Origin of the sequence: Fluviicola sp., assembly GCF_039596395.1 — a bacterium.
In the GTDB taxonomy this organism is placed as follows: Bacteria; Bacteroidota; Bacteroidia; order Flavobacteriales_D; family Crocinitomicaceae; genus Fluviicola.
This window is the reverse complement of sequence record NZ_JBCNJT010000001.1, coordinates 346,995-364,189: the sequence shown is the minus strand read 5'-3', so window position 1 is coordinate 364,189 and position 17,195 is coordinate 346,995. Positions and strand designations below refer to the sequence as shown.

The 17,195-nt window shown below is 43.5% G+C and carries 15 protein-coding genes; 4 read left to right on the top strand and 11 right to left on the bottom strand.

Annotated features, from left to right (window positions below):
* Positions 1-84: 84 nt before the first annotated feature.
* The 3 genes from ABDW02_RS01415 to ABDW02_RS01405 form a co-directional block, all read right to left on the bottom strand.
* On the bottom strand, positions 85-468 hold the full coding sequence (locus ABDW02_RS01415) for a YchJ family metal-binding protein (protein WP_343631412.1): 384 nt from the start codon (positions 466-468) through the stop codon (positions 85-87).
* Entirely contained in the window at positions 465-1,634 is a 1,170-nt protein-coding gene (locus tag ABDW02_RS01410; protein WP_343631410.1) for a serine hydrolase domain-containing protein, read from the bottom strand. The genes ABDW02_RS01415 and ABDW02_RS01410 overlap by 4 nt, the downstream gene beginning before the upstream one ends.
* A gap of 185 nt (positions 1,635-1,819) precedes the next feature.
* Entirely contained in the window at positions 1,820-2,440 is a 621-nt protein-coding gene (locus tag ABDW02_RS01405) for a hypothetical protein (protein WP_343631408.1), read from the bottom strand.
* Positions 2,441-2,495: 55 nt separating this feature from the next.
* Between ABDW02_RS01405 and ABDW02_RS01400 the strand changes: the two genes are divergently transcribed.
* Positions 2,496-2,966, top strand: coding sequence for a hypothetical protein (locus ABDW02_RS01400; protein ID WP_343631406.1), 471 nt, complete (start codon positions 2,496-2,498; stop codon positions 2,964-2,966).
* Positions 2,967-3,003: 37 nt separating this feature from the next.
* On the opposite strand, the gene ABDW02_RS01395 is transcribed toward ABDW02_RS01400, so the two are convergent.
* On the bottom strand, positions 3,004-5,325 hold the full coding sequence (locus ABDW02_RS01395) for a gliding motility-associated C-terminal domain-containing protein (protein WP_343631404.1): 2,322 nt from the start codon (positions 5,323-5,325) through the stop codon (positions 3,004-3,006).
* 223 nt (positions 5,326-5,548) lie between these two features.
* Between ABDW02_RS01395 and ABDW02_RS01390 the strand changes: the two genes are divergently transcribed.
* Positions 5,549-6,790, top strand: coding sequence for a DEAD/DEAH box helicase (locus tag ABDW02_RS01390; protein ID WP_343631402.1), 1,242 nt, complete (start codon positions 5,549-5,551; stop codon positions 6,788-6,790).
* A 129-nt stretch (positions 6,791-6,919) separates the two neighbouring features.
* Here ABDW02_RS01390 and ABDW02_RS01385 read toward each other — a convergent pair whose 3' ends face one another.
* The 3 genes from ABDW02_RS01385 to dinB form a co-directional block, all read right to left on the bottom strand.
* On the bottom strand, positions 6,920-7,447 hold the full coding sequence (locus ABDW02_RS01385; RefSeq protein WP_343631400.1) for a hypothetical protein: 528 nt from the start codon (positions 7,445-7,447) through the stop codon (positions 6,920-6,922).
* 131 nt (positions 7,448-7,578) lie between these two features.
* Positions 7,579-10,524 carry a DNA polymerase III subunit alpha gene (dnaE, locus tag ABDW02_RS01380; RefSeq protein WP_343631398.1) on the bottom strand — a complete coding sequence of 982 codons (2,946 nt, stop codon included), beginning with the start codon at positions 10,522-10,524 and terminating at the stop codon, positions 7,579-7,581.
* Positions 10,525-11,018: 494 nt separating this feature from the next.
* Entirely contained in the window at positions 11,019-12,239 is a 1,221-nt protein-coding gene (dinB, locus tag ABDW02_RS01375; RefSeq protein ID WP_343631396.1) for a DNA polymerase IV, read from the bottom strand.
* A gap of 265 nt (positions 12,240-12,504) precedes the next feature.
* Here dinB and ABDW02_RS01370 point away from each other — a divergent pair, with 265 nt between their 5' ends.
* Both ABDW02_RS01370 and ABDW02_RS01365 read left to right on the top strand, forming a co-directional pair.
* Entirely contained in the window at positions 12,505-12,912 is a 408-nt protein-coding gene (locus ABDW02_RS01370) for a hypothetical protein (RefSeq protein ID WP_343631394.1), read from the top strand.
* A 34-nt stretch (positions 12,913-12,946) separates the two neighbouring features.
* Positions 12,947-13,747, top strand: coding sequence for an alpha/beta fold hydrolase (locus ABDW02_RS01365; protein ID WP_343631392.1), 801 nt, complete (start codon positions 12,947-12,949; stop codon positions 13,745-13,747).
* 119 nt (positions 13,748-13,866) lie between these two features.
* On the opposite strand, the gene rplT is transcribed toward ABDW02_RS01365, so the two are convergent.
* The 4 genes from rplT to thrS all read right to left on the bottom strand — a co-directional run bounded on the left by rplT (position 13,867) and on the right by thrS (position 17,140).
* Positions 13,867-14,214: a 50S ribosomal protein L20 gene (gene rplT / locus ABDW02_RS01360; protein ID WP_294676005.1), complete on the bottom strand. Its 348-nt coding sequence runs from the start codon at positions 14,212-14,214 to the stop codon at positions 13,867-13,869.
* A gap of 125 nt (positions 14,215-14,339) precedes the next feature.
* Positions 14,340-14,537 carry a 50S ribosomal protein L35 gene (rpmI, locus tag ABDW02_RS01355; RefSeq protein ID WP_343631387.1) on the bottom strand — a complete coding sequence of 66 codons (198 nt, stop codon included), beginning with the start codon at positions 14,535-14,537 and terminating at the stop codon, positions 14,340-14,342.
* Positions 14,538-14,642: 105 nt separating this feature from the next.
* Positions 14,643-15,188: a translation initiation factor IF-3 gene (gene infC, locus ABDW02_RS01350; protein ID WP_343631385.1), complete on the bottom strand. Its 546-nt coding sequence runs from the start codon at positions 15,186-15,188 to the stop codon at positions 14,643-14,645.
* Between the two features lie 8 nt (positions 15,189-15,196).
* Entirely contained in the window at positions 15,197-17,140 is a 1,944-nt protein-coding gene (gene thrS, locus ABDW02_RS01345) for a threonine--tRNA ligase (RefSeq protein ID WP_343631383.1), read from the bottom strand.
* Between the last annotated feature and the right edge of the window lie 55 nt (positions 17,141-17,195).

Genomic DNA, 17,195 nt, shown 5'->3' with positions numbered 1-17,195 from the left:
ATTGCGAATGCCGGATTACGAATTATCGGATTCGAGCAGATCAACATATCTAATTTTGCTAATCACAATTTTTTGAATTTTGAATTAATTTCCGTCCCTGAAATACCAGCGGTCTCCTATTTTCTCAAACCTGGAATCTTCGGTATGACGTGTTAATTCCCCATTCCCATCCAGGTAAGTTGCCACAAATTTGACGCGTTTTTCGGAAGCAGAAAGTATTTCCAAACTGATCCATGTACTGGAAGCTGCCCATTCCAGGATGGATTTTGCACTGTAATATTTCCGGAATTTCGGGGAAGTCGTTTCCATGATGTACGGAACATTTTTCGTCACGTAGGCCGAATAACGGGAACGCATCAATTCTTCAGCAGTTGCAGGAAAAGCAGTTCCCAGCAGAAAAGGTTCGCAGCATGCCTCGAAGCTTTTTTGACTGCAGCAATAACACATTTGACCCGATTCCGAACTCATGGTTTCTTCTTTTTCCGCACAGCTTCATCCATTTGCCGGATAGCTGCATTCGGTTTGATGAAATTTTCTTTCGTGTCGATCAATGGCTCGTAAGGATAATTCCCGAACAAAACGGACAAATGATTGATACTGAAAACCTTTTTAGTATAATGGTTTGATATGATGACCATGCAAATGGTGTCCTGTCTGAGTGAAGCATAACATCCGGTATTTCCATGCCACCATCCGGTGTGAAAGAACAAGGTTGATTTTCCCTTGTCTTCTCGCATGCGGTATCCCAGGCCGTAATTGCTTTTTCCTTTGTGTTCGTAGCTGTAACCTCTGAAAATCTGTTTCTTGATCGAATCACTTAAAAAAGCGTTGGAATAAGTCGCTTTATCCAGTTTCAGCAAATCCCTTGCGGTGGTGTATAAATTCTTATCTCCATAAACGCCGTCCAGGTTTGTAAACGGCTCCAATCTGTTTCGCGAATCGTAGGATCTTGCGAGCGAATCTGAATTCTGCGATCCGTCATTGATAAACGAGTCGGTCATTTTCAAGGGATCGAAGATCATTTTCTTCGCCAACGCGGGAAACTTTTTATGTGTAATTCGTTCTGCTATCAATGCCAATAGCGCATAATTTGTATTGCAATAGGAAAACTGTGAATTCGGAGGGAAATACAAAGGCATTTTATACGCATTCAGCAACTGGACAATCTTTTGGTTGGTCAGGTTTTTGTTTGCCGGCCAGATGGAATACGGAAAATAACCGTAATAAGGAATTCCGCTGCGGTGATTCAGCAACATCCTTACTGTAATTCCTTCATACATGATTTCCGGCAAATACGAACGAATGTCCTTATCGAGCACCACGAGGTTTGAATCCGCCAATTTGCAGATCACCATCGCTGTAACGACTTTGGAAATAGAGGCAACATGCAGCGGTGTGTGTTTGTCCACCCGTCGATTGAACTGATGATTCGCCATTCCTTTGTAGCGTTCATAGACAATTTCACCGTTTTTTGCCACCAGGAACATTCCGTTGAAATCGGGTGCAATGCGATCGCGGTAAAACTGACTGATACTATCGTAATAATGCGGAACAAAAGATTTCGGAACCGGATTGAACTTCGGAAACCGAAACTCACCGGACGCCTTTTGAGAGCCTGCTTTTTTAGTTGACATGGTTTCTGTCTGACAGCTAAAAAGCAAAAAAAGGAATACAAAAAGGGCTGTAAAGCGAGTAAATCCGGGAATCATGCCGCAAAGTTAACAAAACTTCACCGAAACCTCATAAAGTTCAAAACAAGTTCAAAGGGTTCAAAAGTTTAACAGTATTGGAACTTTTGAACTCCTGGAACTTTTAACCTTTAATAAATAAACGCCGCGGTTCTTTTACGGATCAGTCCATCTTTTCCTTTCGCCTGAACGACCAGGTTGAACGTAATCGGTTTTCCTTTGCTTGCTTCTTTTGCTTTTCGCAGCGCTTCGATGACTTCCGGGGTAATTTTCGATCCTGTAATGGAAGGAAGCGGGTTTGCAATGGAAACGGAAGTCACTTCATAACTGATCACGTCAAATCCGGCGCTCTGCAGCACGGCAGTTTCTTCGTAGCCTACACGAACATCTGCATTATCCAGGGTAACAACTGTTGTTCCTTCCAGAGCACTTCCCACATAAACAGAAGGAACGGGCATATTCAACACGCGGAATTCGTACGTTTTCAACACCTTATTTTCCTTCAGGTTTTTCATCGTCACCGTAATGGTTTTCTCAGGCCCGTTCGGTCTGACATAAAAACAGGAATCTCCTCTGAAAACTTCAGCCTGTGTACTTTCCAAAACGATAAAACGGGTATCCGCTCCTGCTCCGATTTCAAACTTATTGTCGTATCCACGGTACACAACGTTGTATTCCGGCATCGCCAATGCAACTTGTCCGAAACTGAATGAACTGATAAAACATGCTAATAATCCGACTACTATTTTCATATAACAGGTGTTAAAATTATTACTAAATATACGGAATTATAATTAACTTGTTTTCATGAAAAATTACAAACCGATAGCAGCAATTCTTTTTACGACCCTTCTGTTTTCATGTGGCGACACGCCGGAAGAAACCGAAGTTCCTGTAGCTCCTGTTGAGACAGAGAAAAGCGTTGACGGAACGAAGGTGGAAACAGAAGCCGAAGCTCCCAAGCCGAAAAAAGATACCCATGTTAAAATAACCAAAACGGAAGACAAGCTCATTGACGAAATCTGGAAACTTCCGGAAGTGCAGGCTTTATCCGATAAAGTAGAACGTGAATCGAAGGGAAAACGCCACCTGGTAGGCCGTATCTCTTCCGAACCGTCTGATGACCAGGAATACTACGGCATTTCCATTTCGGAGGACAACGGTGAGGCTTTGGCAACTTATTTTGAATTCCGCATTTATCCCGACAACAGCATCTATTATTACGATGTGGCAGAAGATGAAGAATTGACCTTAAAAGAATGGCGGGCCCGGAAATAATCCAAGCCCGCCATCGTATATCTTTTACATTTGTTTTTTATCTGATCAGCTGCACAAACCCTTGTCCTTCGAACGGTTCGTCCTGAGCTCCTTTTGCAGTGTATTTGTAGAAGTACACTCCGTCGTCCATCATATTGCCGGCTGCATCTTTTCCGTTCCAGATAAATGGAATCGCACTGGAAGTATAAACCGGGTTCCCCCAGCGGTTCACAATCGTTACATCCAGTGATTTGATGTTCAGCAATTCGAATGTGAAGAAGTCATTTACGTTATCCCCGTTCGGTGTGAAGATGTTCGGAGTTTTCAGATCTACCGGCACTACCGGAGGAATAACCGGCGGAACCGGAGGAGGAAGTACGGTGACATTTACAAAAGCAGTGTCCGTACAGCTTCCGTTGATTGCTACCAGTGTTACCAAATAAGTTCCCACTGAATCGTATACCTGGTTCTGAGAGGAAAGATCCGTTGTCGTGGTACTGTTTCCATTTCCAAAATACCAGTCAAAAGTATTCGAGTTGGTACTTCCGTTTGTAAAGGTGACAGACAATGGCCCGTAACCGGAAGTTGGATTGGCAGAAACGTTAGCCACAGGTGGATTCAACGGAACTACCAATATGGAATCGTTTCTGTGGCAACCATTACTTTCCACATCAATGTAATACCATCCCGGAGATAAATTCTGCCATACGGAAGCATTGATCTGGTTCGGATTATTCGCTCCCGGACCACTCCAGGTATAAATCGGTTGGTTCCCGTTAAACGTTCCGTTCATCAAGACGTAAACCGCCCCGTTGTTTGTTCCGCAATCGGAAGGGATCTGAGCAACCGTATCAAAATCCCATGGCATCGCTTTAACAGTTACTGCTACGGTATCTTTCAGGTTACATCCGTTAGGAGATACAGCTTGTACCACATAACTTCCTGAAACGATCGGAGCAATTGTTGCTCCCGTTTGTCCGGAAACCCAGGTAAAATTCGGGTTGGCAAAATTAGCAGTTGCAGTAACCGTTTGAGGCTCGTTCGCACAGAAAGTAATGTTCGGCCCGGCACTGATGCTTGACGAATCGTACGAAATCACAATCGTGTCCGTTTGCGGGCAAACCGTATTAAAAGTAATGTTATCGAGTGCAAAGTCATTGTTTCCGCTGGATACCTGCGCCACGATACTGATGGTAGCGGAAGTATTCGCTCCGGAATTCCAGGTTTGAATAAACTGCTGCCAGTCACACCCGTTTAACGTCGGACTGAATACTGGCCCGATCTGAACTCCATCAATGAAGAACTGCAAAATTGCCACGTTTGGCTGAGTAATGTTTTCCACACTGGTTACCCAGGCAGAAAAGGAATAATTCGTATTCGGATCTACCGTAATTGATTGCGACCAAACAGTTGTATTCGGCACAGTGGAACCGTTTACCACCATCATGTTTCCGGGCCCTGTTGTTGTCACATCCGCACAATTCACGAAATTATTGTGAACACTGTTGGGATTCGTAGTGATGGCATAGGTACTCGGATTCGTCAATAATCCGAAACTTCCGCCGGTCCCCGGACCATATCCGGTTGTGAATCCGGTATTTCCGGCTTCAAAGTCTCCGTTCACTACCAGGTTTTGTGTATAATTTGCAACATTCAGTACCAAAGTGGTCGGTGAAGTAATCGTAACACTAGACTGGTTCCCCGGTGCGATATTCCAGTTGTAGGTATCATATCCGGCAGGAACCGTGTACGTGATGGATGCACCCTGACAAAGCGTGGTGTCATTCCCAAGATTCAATGGAGGAAACTGACTGCACGGTGAAGTTGAACAACATTCAAAGATCATGGAATCAATAATCAAACCGCAACCCGGTCCGGGACGATTGTAATTGAAGGAAATACTGGAAATTGGCCCGTTCCATTCAACCCAGCCACTTGAATTATCGATATTCGTATTTACCTGTGTAGAACCTCCCGGGTCAGAAAAGTTCCCAACCTCATCGATCAGACCGCTGTATGCCGGAGAAATTGCATTGAGATACTCATTTTGAGCACCATCCAGATCAACAAACCGGATACGTATATTGCACACTGTTTGCGAGAAGGTAATCGTCATAGGAATCGTTGTAGACGGATCAAAAATTGCTGCCGGAGTTACCATTCCTGTAGTATAATTCGGATCACCCGCTGCGGAAATATTCCTGAAACCAAGCGTCGAAGTAATGGTGTAGCTAACCGGACCATTACAGGTATTAAAAGACGGGCTTGTTGCGGAAGTAACCGAACTTGTGGGAACCCAGCTCAGATTATCCGAAGCGATCTGGGCGTCGGAACTATTCGTAAAACTAATCAGCAAGAGGATTAAAGGCAGAGCTTTCATACAAATGAATCTGGATGTACTATCAATTGATGCAAAAACACCTGTTAGGCTCAGGGAAAACTTTGCACCCGCATTTTTTTTCTTCATAACGCAAATCTATGAAGACTAAACGGATATAGTAACTATTTAGTTGCTTGAAGAATCTTTTTTAACATTTTATTAAGAAACCATCTTATTATCTAAAAGCATTTCTTCTTCAATAAGAATAACTAACTTTGTCTTTATGAAATTCAATGAATTAGGATTAAATGATTTGGTCCTTGAAGCCATCCATCACATGGGCTTCGAAAATGCAACTCCAATCCAACAATTTTCCATCCCTGAAGTACTTGCTAATCACGACCTATTGGCTTGTGCCCAAACGGGAACGGGAAAAACTGCTGCTTTCATTCTGCCGATCCTGCACAAGCTGACCGGGAAGGAAGACGCATCCATCAATACGTTAATATTGGTCCCTACACGGGAACTTGCCATACAGATAGAACAGGAAATTCAAGGATTGTCTTATTTTGTTTCAGTGGGATCAACTGCCATTTACGGTGGTGGTGACGGTGCACGCTGGGAGGAACAAAAAAGTGCCCTGGTTGAAGGAACAGATATTATTGTTGCCACTCCCGGAAAATTGTTATCCCACATGATGCAGGGATATGTTGATTTTTCGCAATTGGAACACCTGATCCTGGATGAAGCGGATAAAATGCTGGATATGGGATTCTCCGATGACATTGAGCGCATCATTTCCCATCTTCCCAAAAAGCGTCAAACGCTGCTTTTCAGTGCTACAATGCCGGCAAAGATCAAGAACCTGGCGTCCAAAATCCTGATCCATCCGAAGGAAATTGCCCTTTCTATTTCAAAACCTGCGGCGGGAGTAACACAACATGTGATTCTTTGTTTTGACGAACAAAAAAATGCGGTGCTTGATTTTATCCTGAAAGAACGGGCCAATTACGACAGTATCATCATCTTTACTTCTGCCAAAAGCAAGGTTCACGAAATCGTTTATGCACTTCGAAAAGCCGGGTATAAAAATACGCAGGGTGTTTCTTCGAACCTGGAACAGGAAGAGCGTGAAGAAGTTTTGAGAGGTTTCCGTTCCAAGCGTACGCGTATTTTAGTTGCAACAGATGTGATGAGCCGTGGAATCGATATCAAGGAAATCAACCTGGTAATCAATTACGATGCTCCGAGAGACGCTGAGGATTATGTACACCGTATCGGGAGAACGGCACGCGCCAATACCAAAGGAGAAGCATTTACCCTAATCAATCAGAAAGACATGCCGAAATTATCGCGCATCGAACGGTTGATCGAAATGGAAATCCAACGGGTAACACTTCCGGAAGCATTCGGGCCTGTTCCGGAGTGGAAGGCTTCAAACGGTCCTTCTAACGGAAACGGGAAAAACAAAAACCGCAATAAGAGAAAGTTTTACGGGAAGAAGAAAAAACCGGTGAATAACTGATTGGTTAAAAGGGGGTTCAAAAAGAGTTCAAATCTTCTTCGTCCCAAGCTTAGAAGGTTCAAAAAGTTTAAAGAGTTCAACGTTTTGAAGTAAATCTCATTTGAATCAGCCCCGGCTGAAACATTTGAACTATACAAATATTACCACATTGCCTTTTTCTGCCCTGCGAACGCATTCCGAATATCCTTTGAAAAAATAAGGAATGTTGTCTTCATCTCCGTTAACGATCCGGTTTTTCACCTTTTCGAAGGTCAAAATGGATATTTCAAATTCCGGAAGGCCTGTTTTTAGCATGGGCTGCTTCAAAGCGTCTTCCCAAAAATAAACTCCGCCATAAGTTCTTCGTGCAACTTCCAGGATGTATGACCCGGCTTGTGCGCAAAAATCATCAATCATTTCTTCGTCGGAAAGATCTGCAAAATCTGAAAAATCCTCGATTAAACTATCCAGCACGTTTAAACTGCGGATCGAATAATCAAAAGCTCCGTCGTATTTAGTATTGAATGCACGTACGATTTTCTCAGCGTTTGTGGTTGCCTTACTAATAAATTCCTGTTGAATTTTATCAAAGACATCTACACCCGGTTCTAATGTAATAGGAGGCTCTTTGTCTTTGACTTGCGTCTTTTTGTACTTGAAAAAATCAAACAATTTCATGTAACATTATTGATTAGATGTGTAGCGTAGTTTTGATGTCGCAAAAATACAACTTTTTTAATTAGCACTGTTGTCAAAAATTATTTGTGTGAATTTATTTTCTCACTGCAAATATAACACAATTGTATGAGTTATTCGCTATACCGCACGTCTTCGCGGTAAGGAACTTTTTCCATACTTTCCACTTCTATGGTAAAATGCCCGAATTCTTCGGCAACTTTTCCATCAATCGCATAAATTCCTTTTCCCCGGAACGGTTGTTTCAAAGCAACATCCTGAAAATGAACGGTATCTAATTGTTCACCTTCGGCATCGAAAAGCGTCCCGAAATGCACGATCTGGTTTTTGGCGCTCACAATTTTTTTCACCGCGATCAAATATCCGTAAACACGGACTTTGCGGTTTACATAGTTCAACAGGTCTTTCGCCAGAACTCCATCCAGCGGTTTTTCTTTTAGTACTTCGAACGGATTGCACAAGGGGAAGTCCAGTAATTCCATCTGCTCAAAAACTTCCTCAAAATCTGTTTCCGTAAGTTCCGGGAACACAAATTCCCGGCGTTCCTGTAAAAATAGTTCGGGCTGGCTTTCCGACTTCAACACGACTTTGTGAACGTTCAAATGAGCGTTCCACATCAATTCTTTTTTCGGGATTCCAAAGGAACGCAACGCTCCTATCCGGATCAGTAATAACAATTGTTCCAAAGGAATTTCTATGCGCTGCATCAGGTCGTTGAAACCGGTAAATTCCCCTCCTGTTTCCCGTTCCAGTACCAATCGCTGCATGTGTTTTAATTCGATTCCCGAAATGTGCTGAAATCCCAGCCAGATAACCGTTCCGCGAATAATTGTTTCTGCCTTGCTCCTGTTTATGCACGGTGCTTCGATGGTTGCTCCCAATTTTTTGGCTTCCAGCACATACACTTCCGTGCGGTAGAATCCCCCGAAATTATTGATCGTGGCCACCATGTATTCCAGCGGATAATACGCTTTCAGGTACAAACACTGGTAACTTTCTACCGCATATGAAGCCGAGTGCCCTTTGGAAAAAGCATATCCGGCAAAACTTTCGATCTGCCGCCAGATCTCGCTGATATCTCTTTCGGAATGGCCTCTTTGCCTGGAGTTTTCAAAGAATTTACCCTGGACGAGCAAAAATTCATCCCGCGAGCGGAATTTTCCCGACATTCCTCTTCTCAATACGTCTGATTCGGCCAGATCCAATCCTCCGAACTGATTGGCCACTTTGATCACATCTTCCTGGTAAACCATTACGCCATAAGTATCCGGCATAATGTCCAGCAAAACAGGATGCGCTTCCCTGACACGTTCCGGGTTGCGATGCCTTAAAATATATTCCCGCATCATCCCCGAAGAGGCAACTCCCGGCCGGATAATGGAACTTGCAGCAACCAATTCCAGGTAGGTATTGGTTCGCAGCTTGATCATCAGCATACGCATTCCGGGAGATTCCACATAAAAGCAGCCGATTGCAGTCGCTTCACGCAACAGTTTATTGATGTTATCATCCACAATAAAGCGGCGCACATCGTGAATGTCGTGAGGCGGGCGATCCGGTTGGTTATACGCAATAATATCCAGCGTATCCCGGATTTTCCCCAAACCTCTTTGTGAAAGGATGTCGAATTTATACAAACCCACATCTTCCGATTCGATCATGGAAAACTGGGTTGTTTTGTAGCCTTTCGAAGTCAAAAAAGTGGCTGTGAAATAATTGATCGGTTTTTCGCTGATGATCATTCCTCCTGCGTGCACACTCAGGTGAGAAGGAAGTCCGGCTATCAATTCACTGTATTTCAAGACCAGTTCCTGGATCGGATCGGCTTTGAGTTCTCTTTTCTTATCGCCCGAAAGCATGTCGATATCCGTTTTGGGTAAGCCGAATACTTTCCCCAATTCCCGCACGGTAGCTTTGTACTGGAATGTATTGTAAGTACAGATCAAAGCCGTATTCTCGAAGCGTTCGAAAACGTACCGGATCACATCATCGCGGTCTCGCCATGAAAAGTCCATATCAAAATCCGGAGGGTTCTGCCGGTAGAGGTTGATGAAGCGTTCGAAATACAGATCCAGTTCCAGCGGATCCACATCTGTGATTCCCAGTAAATAGGCCACCAAACTGTTTGCCCCGCTTCCCCTTCCTACATAATAATATCCTTTGGATTTCGCGTAGGAAATAATATCCCAGGCGATCAAAAAATAGGTGATGTAGTTTTTTTCATCAATCACCTTGATTTCTTTTTCTATCCGCTCCTTGATTTCCGTTGTCGTGATATCGTAACGATTTTTCAGTCCTTCTTCACAAAGTGAACGGATCAATTGGAGGTCTTCTTCCCTGGAGTTGGTGTAAAGCGCCAGATTCTGGGAAGCTGCCCGGGGTGCAAACTCAAATTCAATGGAACAGCTTTCGAGGATTTTTTCTGCCCGGAGCACCAATTCACCGAATTCTTCATAGCGTTCGAGCAAGCTTTCTCTTTGCAAAAACACTTCATCTTCCCTGGTTTGCTCTTCAGGCGGTAATTTGGAAAGTAACACGTTTTGATCAATTGCCCGAAGCAGGCGGTGCGTGTTGAAATCACGTTTGGAACGAAAAGTCATACCGGCAAGCGCCAGGTATTTCGCTCCGTCTTTATCCGGATTCATTCGAAAGCGGTTCAGCTGGTGTGCTGCTACACCAATAAACTCATACGATTCAAGGATTTCCGGTTCTTTTCCCCAGGGATAAATAACCACGCAGTTCTGAAATGCCGGAGCTTTCGCCGGAAAAGGCGTTTCTTCATGTGTATGCTTACTCAGGAACGTATTTATTTCCATGAAGCCTTCATTGTTTCTGGCCAAAACCACATAACAACATGCTATTCCATTCCGGAAATCGACACCCACAACAGGAATGCGGCCATTTTCCTGGCTGTAACGGACAAAATTCAATATTCCCGAAGTGTTATTGATATCAGTCAATGCAATGCGTTCATAACCGGAACCTGCGCCCCATTGCACCAATTCTTCCGGATCCACCATCCCGTATTTTAAACTGTAACACGAATGAACATTTATCATAGTAATTGCCAATTTGCGATGGCTTAGATTTCGCTAAGTCACCGAAGATTCTTGAAAAAGGAAGCTGAGCGGAGTCGAAGCTTCTTTTTTTTTAAACAACCAAATTCCTGGTGTCACGGTGCTTATACCTTCTCTCTTAATCCGGCAGCATGCGTGACATCCAGGAGCCTGGTTCCAATCGTTTCCCTCTGTTCGTTGTGGTTAGCCTTAGGTTGTGGCGGTGGTGGTGGTTATTAGTGAACAGAGGGCAACAACAGGTGCGATTTCAGGTGGTCGGGTTGTTCATTTAATGTCAGTTCGGGCTGACTATTCGTTTCTTTTTCATTTCGTCATTGGATGTGGAGGCGATCCGCCATTACGGACCACCTCCGGGTTTATTGTTTGTAAACCAATTACCTAAATGGTTTACAAGACAAGTGTGCCTGCGTAGTTCAAACCTGTTTGCTTCGGATATTCGATAATTCCGCTCCCATTTTCTCCCTTTGCAGAAAATGTTAGACAATACGGTTTGCAACTATCACCGGGGTTTCTCCCCTAAAAGGATTAAAATGTCCGATCCGTTTCACCTGCATGCCAATCGCACGCTGGATTGCCCGTTCTCCGAAACGCTCCCGGATATCATCCATTGAATGGTACAAAGTGGCCAATCTGGAACCTTCGTCGAACAGGCGCATCTGGTAATTCCCGTGTACCAATTCGCTCATGCGAACTCCAACCAAACGCACCAGCAACCTGCGGTTATGCAATTTTTCAAAGAGGTTCATTACAACCGGAATGATTTCATGATCCGCCGCCGAATAAGGAATCCGCTGCTGCAGGGTCGTGGTTTGAAAATCGGAATACCGGATCTTTACCAAAATGCAGGCGCATACTTTTTTCTGTTTACGCAACTGGAAAACCAGGTTCTCTGCCAGGGCAAAAACAATGGCTCTCAAACGTACCACATCGATCGTATCTTTCTCAAAAGTGCGTTCACTGGAAATCGATTTCCGCTCGCTGTACTGGATCACCGGGCTGTTATCAATTCCCTGTGCTTTTTTCCAGATGGCAATGCCGTTTTGTCCGAGTACACTTTCCAGCATTTCTACCGGCATTTGCTGAATGGTCCCGATGCGTTTCACTCCCAGGCTGCAAAGCGTCTGGTAGGTTTTCATTCCCACCATCGGAATTTTCTGCACAGATAACGGATTTAAGAATCCCTTTTCTTGCCCGTCGATGACATTCATCTGGTTATTCGGTTTCGCCTCTCCCGTTGCGATCTTGGAAACGGTTTTGTTAACCGACATTCCAAAGGAAATGGGTAATCCGGTTTCTTTCATGATCTTTTGCCGCAGTTCACCGGCATACTTGTAGCATCCAAAAAAGCGGTCCATTCCCGAAAGGTCTATGTAGAACTCATCAATTGAAGATTTTTCCACCACCGGTACTGCATCCTGGATGATATCCGTTACCAGTCGCGAATATTTCGTGTAATTGGCCGAATTTCCACTGATAATAATCGCTTCCGGGCAACGCTCTTTGGCCATTTTCATGGGCATTGCCGAATGAATTCCGTATTTGCGGGCTTCGTAACTACAACTGGCTACGACTCCACGGTCAGATGCTCCACCGATTAAGATGGGCTTTCCGTTCAGGCGGCTGTCTTCCAGGCGTTCACAGGAGACAAAAAAGGTATCCAGGTCCATGTGGACAATGCTTCGTTGTTGTTCGTTCATGTCTCGTAGTTTTAAAAATTACGGCTGCATAACGTTTCCGAACAGGGAATAATCCGTAGATTCGTTCCGGTTTCAAAAGTACACTTTTGATTATTTTAAAATCTAAATTTGATTAATAATTAATCAACAAGGCAAAATTAGTTATCAACCACGTAAAGGATTTACGAACAAGAAAAAAACGAAAGCTTTTGAAAAAACAATCCGCTACAGCAGATAAATACGGAATTGTAAGCTGTTTTTCGTACCTTTCATTAAATTGACGATTATGAAGCTCTTCCTTTTTTTGATTGTTCTGCTGGCAGGAAGATTCGCTTATGCGGACGGGTTGGATGAAATGCGGATTTATGTCAATCAAAAACTGGTTGCAACCAGTTATGAAGGAGCTTCCCAAATCCTGGAGCTTGAAGTTTCTCTAGGAGATACTTTAAAATTCGAAATTTGGACCGATTGGGGCGGAATGGAAAATTCTTCCATCAGTGTTTTCGAATATCAAAGCAGTGAAAAAGTAGATGAACTGGCACAAATCCCCAACCAAAAATACGAAGCCAGTTTTCAGCAGATCATCACTCCAAAGCTTATAGGCAGCGAAATGCAATATGTATTTAATTTCAGTCCCTCGGTAAACCGGACCTGGAAATTTGCACGAATTATTTTGAAGCAGCGACCGGATTAATTCTATCTTTATAACAAAGTTTAAATCACCTAAAATGAGAAAATTTCTCCTGAGAACACTTTTGCTTATCGGCATATTGTATGTCTCAGGATGTATCCTGCTCTATTATAAGCAGGAAGGGATTATTTTCCTCCCGACCAAACATCCGGGAGATTTCACTTTTGAATTCGATCAGAAATTCGTAGAAAGAAGCATTCGCACAACAGATGGCAAAATCCTGAATGGCCTGCTGTTTAAAGTGCCGGAATCCAGGGGGCTTATCTTTTATTTACATGGAAACGGAGGATCTGTGAATTCCTGCGGAATTGTTGCCGAAACCTTTACAAAACTGCATTACGACGTTTTCATGTTGGATTACAGGGGTTATGGAAAGAGTGAAGGAAGTATTGACAACGAAGAACAATTGCACCGGGATGTGCAGACAGCTTACAATGAAATGAAGAAATCCTATCCTGAAAATAAGATATGTGTTTTAGGTTACTCGATCGGAACCGGGTTTGCTTCCAGACTTGCCTCGGTCAACCACCCGAGATTATTGATTCTGCACGCTCCCTATTACAACCTCACGGATCTGATGCGCCATAAATATCCCTTCCTTCCCACTTTCATTTTGAGGTATCAACTGAAAACCAATGAGTATCTGAAGGATTGTACCATGCCGGTGGTTATTTTTCACGGAGACAAAGATCATGGAATTTATGTCGGTTCTTCCCGGAAACTGAAAAAAGAATTCAAAACCGGTGACCGCTTATTTGTACTGAAAGGAGTCGGACATAACGGAATTATTAAGAGTGAAGCTTATCAGCGGATCATTCCCGGATTATTGGACGAATGAAAACACCTGTACTATCTACAAAGTAAATCCGGAGTTACATTTTATTGATTAAGATTTATAACAAAAAAGGCGATTCTTTCGAACCGCCTTTCTTATTTGATAAAGTGTATTTTCGATTTTTATTTTTTCACAGAGTCAACTACAGCTTTGAACGCCTCAGGGTGGTTCATTGCCAGGTCAGCTAAAACTTTACGGTTCAATTCGATACCGCTTTTGTTTACAGCCCCCATGAATTGAGAATAGCTCATTCCGTGCAGGCGAGCTCCAGCGTTGATACGCTGAATCCACAAAGCGCGGAAATTTCTTTTCTTTTGCTTACGACCTTCGTAAGCATAATTTAATCCTTTTTCAATAGCGTTTTTCGCTACTGTCCAAACATTTTTTCTACGGCCGTAGTATCCTTTGGCCAACTTCATAAAGTTCTTTCTGCGAGCTCTTGAAGCAACGTGATTTACCGATCTTGGCATAACTTTTAGTTTTTTTGATAAGGAGTGTCCGCCGCGGCGGATCTTTGGTACTCATTACCTGGTTAAACAATTACCGCCCCGGCTGAACCGGGACAAAAATTTCCCTTCTTGAAAGAAGTGAGGGATTACTTCATGTTCAACATTAATTTAACGTTCGACAAATCTGATTCGTGAACCAAACCTGCGTGAGTTAAATTACGTTTTTGCTTCTTGGTTTTTTTCGTAAGAATGTGGCTTTTGAAAGCGTGTTTTCTCTTGATTTTACCTGATCCAGTTACAGTGAAACGTTTCTTTGCACTGGAATTTGTTTTCATTTTTGGCATTTTTCTCTTTTTTAAAAAATGAACACTTTATCATAGTCTTTCAATGATCAATTTCTGAATTATCAATTATCAAGTCCTGATAATTCCTCCATTGATCATTTATAATTACTTCTTCTTAGGGTTGATCATCACGATCATTCTCTTCCCTTCCAATTTCGGCATTTGCTCCAATGTCCCGATATCAGCCAATTCCTGAACGAATTTCAACAACAGGATTTCACCTCTGTCTTTGAACACAATCGTTCTACCGCGGAAAAATACATATGCCTTTACCTTGGAACCTTCTTCCAAAAACTTACGTGCATGGGTCAATTTAAATTGAAAATCATGATCGTCTGTATTCGGACCAAAACGAATTTCTTTCAAAACAACTTTACTTTGTTTCGCTTTCAATTCTTTTTGCTTTCTTTTTTGGTTGTATAAGAATTTACGGTAATCCATAATCTTACAAACCGGTGGCACCGCGTTCGGAGAGATTTCCACCAAGTCCAGTTCCTGCTCTTCTGCCAATTGCAGTGCAGCACTCAAACTCATAACTTTCGGTTCTTCTCCCTCCACAACCAAACGGATTTCACGTGCGGTGATCTTCCCGTTTATTTTGTGCTCGTCGTTATTTTCTTTTCTTACTGGTTTTCTACTGTCTTTTCTCATTCAGTTTATTAAACATTTGTCGACAATTCTTTTTCTATAGCCTGGCCCACTAAAGTTGCGAAAGCATCTATTGCCATCGAACCTTTATCTCCTTCTCCACGCTGTCTTACAGATACTTGCTTTTCCTCAGCTTCTTTCTCTCCGACAACCAGCATGAACGGGATTTTTTTCAGTTCCGCCTCACGTATTTTCTTGCCTATCTTTTCGTTACGGTCGTCAACGAATCCGCGAATATCGGAATTATTTAGCAATTCCAATACATCTTTCGCATAATCGTTGTATTTATCGCTGATCGGTAGGATTGCAACTTGCTCGGTTGTTAACCACAACGGGAAGTCTCCCGCACAGTGTTCCAACAACACGGCAACGAAACGTTCCATGGACCCGAAAGGCGCACGGTGAATCATTACCGGACGGTGTTTTTGGTTATCTGCTCCCGTATATTCCAGTTCAAAACGCTCCGGTAAATTGTAATCTACCTGGATTGTTCCAAGCTGCCACTCTCTTCCCAAAGCATCCTGCACCATGAAATCGAGTTTCGGGCCGTAAAATGCCGCTTCACCCAATTCCACTACTGTCGGAAGGTTTTTCTCTGCTGCCGCTTCAATGATCGCACTTTCCGCCTTTGCCCAGTTCTCATCGGAACCGATGTATTTCGTCGGATTCTCAGGATCACGCAAAGAGATCTGTGCCTTGAAATTCTGGAAATCCAATGTCTTGAAAATGTACAATACCAAGTCGATTACCTTCTTGAATTCGTCCTTCACCTGGTCCTGCATACAGAAGATATGCGCATCATCCTGCGTAAATCCGCGTACACGTGTCAATCCGTGAAGCTCACCGCTTTGCTCGTACCGGTAAACGGTTCCGAACTCTGCAAAACGAGCCGGTAAATCTTTGTAGGAGCGCGGCCTGCTCTTGAAAATCTCACAGTGATGCGGACAGTTCATCGGCTTCAACAGGAATTCCTCGTTCGGGTCCGGAGTTTTGATCGGCTGGAACGAATCCGCACCGTATTTCTCGTAGTGACCGGAAGTCACATACAAATCCTTGTTCCCGATGTGCGGAGTGATTACCTGCTCGTAACCGGCTTTACGCTGTGCTCTCTTCAGGAAATTTTCCAAACGCTCACGCAATGCAGCTCCTTTCGGCAACCACAGCGGTAAACCTGAACCTACTTTCTGAGAGAAGGTAAACAATTCCAGTTCTTTCCCCAATTTACGGTGGTCACGGCGTTTTGCCTCTTCCACTTTCTCCAGGTATTCGGTCAACTCCGCTTGTTTCGGGAAAGTAATCCCGTAAACGCGTGTCAACTGCTTATTTTTTTCGTCTCCGCGCCAGTATGCTCCGGCGATCGACATCAACTTCACTGCTTTAATGAACCCGGTATCCGGAATGTGCGGCCCACGGCAAAGATCCGTGAAATTCCCCTGCGTATAGAACGTGATCGAACCATCCGGTAAATCCTGGATCAACTCCAATTTGTACGGATCTTCTTTCTCGGTGAAATAAGCCAATGCATCTGCTTTGGAAACTTCTTTACGTACAAAAGGGTTCTTTAGCTTTGCAAGTTCCTTCATTTTTTCTTCGATTTTCGGAAGATCTTCTTCTTTGAAGGTGTAATCCATAAAATCGACGTCGTAGTAATAACCGTTGGCAATCGGAGGACCGATAGCCAATTTGATTCCCGGATAATAAAACTCCAGGGCTTCCGCCATTAAGTGAGCTGAAGAGTGCCACATGGTCGATTTTCCGTCCGCATCGTTCCAGGTCAGCAACTGCAAGGTACAGTCACCGGTCAACGGACGAGTCGCGTCGATTACCACGTTATCCACTTTGGCTGCCAATACGTTACGAGCCAATCCTTCAGAAATGCTAAGAGCAACATCCAATGCTGTTGCTCCTGCTTCGTATTGTCTAACTGATCCGTCAGGAAGAGTTACATTAATCATCACTTATAAAATTTAGTACAAAAATAGGCTTTATCTCGGATATAAGCCTCATTTC